The 6221-nt window shown below is 46.2% G+C and carries 8 protein-coding genes; 3 read left to right on the top strand and 5 right to left on the bottom strand.

Annotation, left to right across the window (positions count from 1 at the left end; all coding sequences use genetic code 11):
* On the top strand, positions 1-277 hold a 277-nt coding region (locus QUA07_RS25390; protein WP_333330727.1), incomplete at its 5' end, for a hypothetical protein.
* Positions 278-582: 305 nt separating this feature from the next.
* On the opposite strand, the gene QUA07_RS25385 is transcribed toward QUA07_RS25390, so the two are convergent.
* Both QUA07_RS25385 and argB read right to left on the bottom strand, forming a co-directional pair.
* Positions 583-846, bottom strand: coding sequence for a DUF4926 domain-containing protein (locus QUA07_RS25385; RefSeq protein WP_333330725.1), 264 nt, complete (start codon positions 844-846; stop codon positions 583-585).
* Between the two features lie 163 nt (positions 847-1009).
* Complete coding sequence (gene argB / locus QUA07_RS25380; RefSeq protein WP_333034924.1) at positions 1010-1921, bottom strand: acetylglutamate kinase; 912 nt, start codon at positions 1919-1921, stop codon at positions 1010-1012.
* A gap of 246 nt (positions 1922-2167) precedes the next feature.
* On the opposite strand from argB, the gene QUA07_RS25375 reads away from it, so the two are divergent.
* A complete protein-coding gene (locus QUA07_RS25375) occupies positions 2168-2959 on the top strand; it encodes an HAD family hydrolase (protein WP_333330722.1) in 792 nt (263 codons plus the stop codon).
* 66 nt (positions 2960-3025) lie between these two features.
* Here the strand turns inward: QUA07_RS25375 and mreD are convergent, their stop codons facing one another.
* The 3 genes from mreD to QUA07_RS25360 form a co-directional block, all read right to left on the bottom strand.
* Positions 3026-3592 (bottom strand): rod shape-determining protein MreD, encoded by a 567-nt coding sequence (mreD, locus tag QUA07_RS25370; protein WP_333330719.1) that lies wholly within the window; start codon positions 3590-3592, stop codon positions 3026-3028.
* Positions 3589-4395, bottom strand: coding sequence for a rod shape-determining protein MreC (gene mreC, locus QUA07_RS25365; RefSeq protein WP_333330716.1), 807 nt, complete (start codon positions 4393-4395; stop codon positions 3589-3591). Before mreC ends, mreD begins: the two co-directional genes overlap by 4 nt.
* A gap of 87 nt (positions 4396-4482) precedes the next feature.
* Complete coding sequence (locus QUA07_RS25360; protein WP_006632285.1) at positions 4483-5490, bottom strand: rod shape-determining protein; 1008 nt, start codon at positions 5488-5490, stop codon at positions 4483-4485.
* A 330-nt stretch (positions 5491-5820) separates the two neighbouring features.
* On the opposite strand from QUA07_RS25360, the gene QUA07_RS25355 reads away from it, so the two are divergent.
* Positions 5821-6180: a single-stranded DNA-binding protein gene (locus tag QUA07_RS25355; protein WP_190663675.1), complete on the top strand. Its 360-nt coding sequence runs from the start codon at positions 5821-5823 to the stop codon at positions 6178-6180.
* Positions 6181-6221 lie beyond the last annotated feature (41 nt).

The raw sequence follows: 6221 nt of genomic DNA, 5'->3' as shown, positions 1-6221 counted from the left end.
ACCCGGTATTTTTTTGCCTGTTGTTGGTTCTCTCATCCCTTCGATTGTGCTGTGGGGAGATCACTTTTGCTTGAGGGCGATCGTACTCTTTAGTCTAAACTCCAGTAATTTACGAATGATTTGCGATCGCTATAGATTTGCTAAGCAACGATTACATTGGACATTACCTAACTTAAGAACTCCCGAACAATCAGAGCGGTGGAGCGATTTAATGCCGTTGATGAGTTGGCAACTCTGGCTGGCTAAGGACTTAGTGGTCGAGAATCGACTGCCTTGACAATCTGAAGCGTATCAATTTAACTCCTGGACGTGTTGCCCAATCAATGTTGTCGATTTTAGTTGATATTGGTACTCCGGCTCAACTGCCTAAACATAGGGGAAAATCCCCTGGTTGAGAAAAAGGAAAGGCACGTACTAAAGCACCGTACTATCCCACTGTTAAAAAACGGGTTTCTCAACGCAAAAAATCTTCAAAATTAGCTGTTTAATCTTCTACCTCTTGAGTTGTTGAGTAACAGTTTGCCTTCTAGTAAAAGGCAGCTACTTTTAGCTGCTACCATTGTTTAGTCTAAACTCCAATTACTAAGCAACTGCAAGTTCATATTGCAGAACTAAAATTTCATTAGCTTTCAACATAGCCATAGCATATTCACTCCTTTGACTATCAGCAAACTCCACTAAATACTGACATTCCTTTCCCGTATCATACACTTCAACAATAGTTCCCACAAGTCCAACTGGCAAACTAGAAATAGATGCGTATTCTGGTTCCACTGGCGCTAATCGCGTATTTGAAATCGGCTTGAGAATTGCAACAGAATCCAAAACTCTAAAGTGTTTGCTCATAGTTTAAGAAAAGCTGAAATTCAACAACGGTTAGAATTAGTTGAACTAATTTCCCAGAAGTACCTTCTCAAGGTTTTTAGGGGCAGGTTTAGTTAGGATATACGCAATCGCAGCGAGTTTACACCTTTCACGCACCCGCCCTCCCCACGCTAGGATTTACCCATTACTTAGGCCTTAAGTTCGCGCTGCTAAACTCAGAAGCCACAATCATCGACCCAATCCCCGCATCCGTAAATATTTCTTGCAGCAAAGCATGAGGAATTCGGCCGTCAATAATGTGAGCACCCTTCACACCCTGAGCCAAACTCCGCACACAACAATTAACTTTCGGAATCATCCCCCCAGAGACAACTCCCGACTCAACCAACTCTCTTGCTTCTTGAATATCTAACTTAGCAATCAGACTATCCGGCTTGTGATAATCCTCTAAAATTCCCGCAGTATCAGTCATCAAAATCAACTTTTCCGCTCCCAAACCAGCCGCAATTTCTCCAGCCACCGTGTCAGCATTAATGTTGTAAGATTGACCGTTTTCATCGGCTGCCACGCTCGACACCACCGGAATATAACCGCTGTTCACCAAAGACTCCAAAATCTGGATTTTCACGCCGCTGACTTCACCCACAAACCCAATTCCCTCGCGGCCATCTGGACGAGCTTGAATCAGATTGGCATCCTTGCCACACAATCCCACTGCTTTGCCACCAGCTTGGTTGATTAAGGAAACAATTTCCTTATTTACTTTCCCCACCAAAACCATTTCTACAACTTCCATTGTCGCCGCATCAGTCACTCTCAAACCATCCTTGAATTGCGGCTCAATTCCCAGTTTTTCCAGCCAAATATTAATTTCCGGGCCGCCGCCGTGAACCACAACCGGACGCATGCCCACGCAAGCTAGCAGCACAATATCTCGAACCACCTTGTCTTTAAGATTGCTATCTTTCATCGCCGCACCGCCATATTTGACCACTATGGTGCGACCGGCAAAGTGTTGAATGTAAGGCAGTGCTTCGGACAGCACCTCTACTCGATTAGTGTCCGAATTCCTAACAAAATCGCTTTGTTTGAGCATGGGTAAATTACACAAGACTAAAAACTTAATTCTAAACTTTAATGGCTAAAGCACATATTAACAGCCACAAAAATCACTTTTTCCCTTGAATTTATCCACGCACAGGCTCGATCGCCTTTATTGAACCCCATCCTCAAAAAATTCATAGGTTTTTTTAATAAAAGCATTAAAATTTATGTATTATAACTTATACATTTTTTGCTACAGTCAAGAAATGTCTAACTCCCTAGATTTACTTAACGTTTTATGTTAACTGCTGTCGCCCAAGACTCCGAAAACCTTCAGTACAAGCTACCATCAGAGGCTGAGTCGTCCCCCCGGATGACGGTATTTTGCGATTTAGACGGGCCCATAGTCGATGTGTCCGATCGCTACTATGCCACCTATCAACAGGGATTGGCCGATACTCAAGCAGCTTATCTCGATCGGGGAATCAACCTCAACCTTCAAATCCTCAGCAAACAGCAGTTTTGGCAAATGAAACAAAACCGCGTACCCGATGCTGAAATAGCCCAAAGTTCCGGCTTGTCGGGAGAAGAAATTCACGTTTTTCTCGGATGCGTCAGTCAAATTGTCAATCAGCCAGACTTGTTGCACTTAGATCGCATCCAGCCGGGAGTGCAATGGGCGATCGGACTTCTGCACTCCCGCGGCGTGCGGCTGATTTTAGTCACCCTGCGGCCGAGAAATCAAGCCGTTCAACTGCTACAAAATTACGGTTTAGCCAGACTGTTTACCAGCATTCGCGGAACTCAGATGGCGGATGCCGCATATCACAACTATACAGCCTTAAAAACTGAATTGTTGGCTGAAGTGGCAGAAGAATTTGAGTCATCGCTGGGTTCGGCTTGGATGATCGGAGATACAGAAGCAGACATCCTCGCAGGAAAAGCATTGGGAATACCTACAATTGCCGTTACCTGCGGAATTCGCAGCCGCTATCAACTGCAAAAGCATCAGCCTAATTTAATTCTCAGCGACTTGATTATTGCCGTTCATCACTTATTAGGTTCCGGCCAACAACTAATAGTAGAATGACTACAGTTAACTGTTGACTGTTAACTGATGAATGATGACTAATGACTAATGACTAATGAGTAATGACTAAGGTTTTTCTACATTCCTGGTCATTTCCCACAAGCGATTGAGCGGAAAATAAATCACCGGAGCCCAAAGACTGCTAAGAATAGCAGAACACAAAGCCACTCGCTGGTGATAGCTCCAAATTTCCAGTAAAGCCCGATCGCCCATAGAAAAAAATTGCAGTCCCATCACCGTTTCCGCTACCACCGCCATCCCAAACACAATTAACGCGATCGGAATCGGATCTCTCTCAACAATATCTGCCGGAATCGACCAGGTTTTCTGCAAAACAACTGTTAAGACTCCTACAACAACTAGACTCACAGCGTGGCTGGGATGAGGAGCCGTCATCGCATCTTGAAGAAACCCCAAAACCAAGCCCATGCTAGCAGCTCCCCAAACTGTACGTTTCCGCTTAATACTCCAAGCTACCAACCAAATTAACAGCCAGTTCGGTCCAATTCCCAGCAATTCCATTCCCGGCATCCGAGTGGGCAATATCAGTATGCACAGCATCACAGATAGAAATGTAACTGCGAAGTTGAGAAATGGGCGCGCTCGCGAAGACATCCGAGATAAAGCTTTCATTGTTGCTGTGCTCCGTCAGATGCTGCTGAAGATTGACTCGGCGAATCCTTCGGTTCGGCTTGCTTAGAGTGCGGGTAAACCACAGCCCACTCCAGAGCATTCATCGGTGCAGAAAACTCAACCACAGCTTCAGGAGCCGGAGTTTTATTCATATCCACCGAAACCACTTTTCCCACAGGCAAACCAGGAGGGAACAACTGACTGTAAGAAGAAGTTGAAACCACATCCCCAGGCTTGACATTGGGAACATTCTCAAAAAACTCCATCACAGCCTGATTTCCGCCTTTCCCGCGCATAAAACCCATGTGGCGACTGCGGGTAATTCCCACACCCAATTGACTTGTAGCGTCGCTGATTAACAGCACCAAGCTAGTATTAGGAGTAACGCTGACAACCCTGCCTACTAAACCGCCGGGGCCCATCACCGTAAAATCTGTTTTGATGCCATCCTTACTGCCGCGCCCCAAGGTTACTTGCTGCCACCAGTGGTCGGCGCTGCGACCGACAATAGGAGCTACAATCCCTGCTGGTTTCTTAGCCGAAACGTAACCTAAAAGCTCTTTTAGCTTCTGATTTTGATTTTCTAATTCTAATACCTGCGCTTGCAATTCTTGAGTGCGCGCCGAGATGAGTTCCTCTTGCCCAGAACCGTTGGCGTGAAACGGACGAGTCACCCAATTGTAAACTTCAAATACTGCCGCACCTTGTGTTTGCCGAACTCCCCAAGCGGCAGTTACAGCTAAACCTAAAACAGCAATTGGCAGTCGCAGATCCCACCACTTTCGGAATGTATTTTTTAGCATAATTTCACTAATCTAAAATTGTTAAGTCAGGATTTTAGATTTGAGATTGCAGCCGTATTTCTAAATCCACAATCCCAAATTTTTTAACTACATATTACGCGACGACTGCCCGCTGAAAACCCGTTCCAACTGTTTGTTTTCCAATACTCTACCAGTTCCCAAAACCACGCAGCACAGCGGATCGGCTGCCACGTGAGTGACAATTCCTGTTTCGTGACTGATCAGAGTATCTAAACCTTTCATCAGCGCGCCACCACCAGCGAGCATAATTCCCCTGTCAATAATATCTGCTGCTAATTCCGGCGGGGTGCGTTCCAAAGTACGCTTGACAGCTTCCACAATTACTGAAAGCGGTTCCGACATACTTTCGCGAATTTCTGGGCCTTTGATAGTAACAGTTCGCGGCAAACCCGACAGTAAGTGCAAGCCCCGCACTTCCATCATTACATCGTCATCCTCTGGAGTTGGATATGCAGAACCAACCTGAATCTTAATTTCTTCAGCAGTGCGTTCGCCGATGACCAAATTGTGAACTTTTTTCATGTATTGGACGATCGCCTCATTGAGTTCGTCGCCGGCTACCCGCACAGACTCACTGATCACCGTACCTTGCAAACTCAAAACCGCAACTTCCGTCGTACCTCCACCTATATCTATAATCATATTGCCAGTCGCCTCAGCAACAGGCAGTCCAGCCCCGATCGCCGCAGCGATGGGTTCATCAATTAACCGTACTTCTCTAGCACCGGCCTGAGTCGCCGCCTCAATGACAGCACGCCTCTCTACTCCGGTGACACCACTGGGGATGCCAATAATTATCCGCGGCGAAACTAAGCTTCGGCCTTCGTGAACTCTGCGGATAAAAGTCTTGAGCATTAGTTCCGCCGTATCGAAGTCTGCAATTACCCCGTCGCGAAGCGGGCGCAGTGCTATGACATTCCCTGGCGTGCGGCCGAGCATTTTTTTTGCTTCTTCTCCAACAGCCAGCGGTATTTTTAAATCTTGGTCGATCGCCACTACAGAAGGTTCCTGCAGAACAATACCTTTGCCCGATACATAAACGAGCGTGTTAGCAGTACCGAGGTCGATACCCATATCTCTAGATAACGAAAATCGATTGAGAAGACCCACTGATTCGTACCCCCCCCAAAAACTAAAATACTATTGTGTGCAATAATGTTGTTACAAAAGTGTAACCGAGGTGGATTCTATTACGTTTTTCATCCTGAGTCTAGTCAGAAATGTACATTGTCGAGCTCAGGTTGAGCGCAGACTCGCCAATCATCCACTATCAATATGTTCTGCTAACTGGGTGTACAATCAGGATGAAGCCTCACAAGCGTTGTTCCAAGTTCGGTTTGGAGGCTAATGCGCGTGTGGACTGTTTAACTACATCACCGATCGACCACATTCCCAAAAAAGTTTATGAGTCTTAATGTTGTGACTTTAGTAGGCCGCGTCGGCGGCGACCCGGACGTGAAGTATTTTGAGTCGGGTACAGTTAAGTGTAGTTTGACCCTGGCAGTGAATCGCAGAACCAAGAACAGCGATCAACCAGACTGGTTCAATCTGGAAATCTGGGGCAAAACAGCGCAGATTGCTGCTGACTACGTTCGCAAAGGCTCTCTAATTGGCGTAACAGGCTCTTTGAAGTTCGATCGCTGGCAAGACCGCAATACCGGTTCCAATCGCTCGAAGCCGGTAATTAAGGTAGATCATTTAGACTTGCTGGGTTCCAAACGCGACAATGAGTCGGGTATGTCGCAACACAACAGCGAATTCTAGCGTTTGGGGGATTGGGGAATTAATATTTGTGAATTGGGTGG

The sequence above is a fragment of the Microcoleus sp. T3_A4 genome (assembly GCF_036700465.1).
In the GTDB taxonomy this organism is placed as follows: domain Bacteria; phylum Cyanobacteriota; class Cyanobacteriia; order Cyanobacteriales; family Microcoleaceae; genus Microcoleus.
Note: the sequence above shows the minus strand (reverse complement) of the source record. Positions and strands in the feature narration are given on the sequence as shown.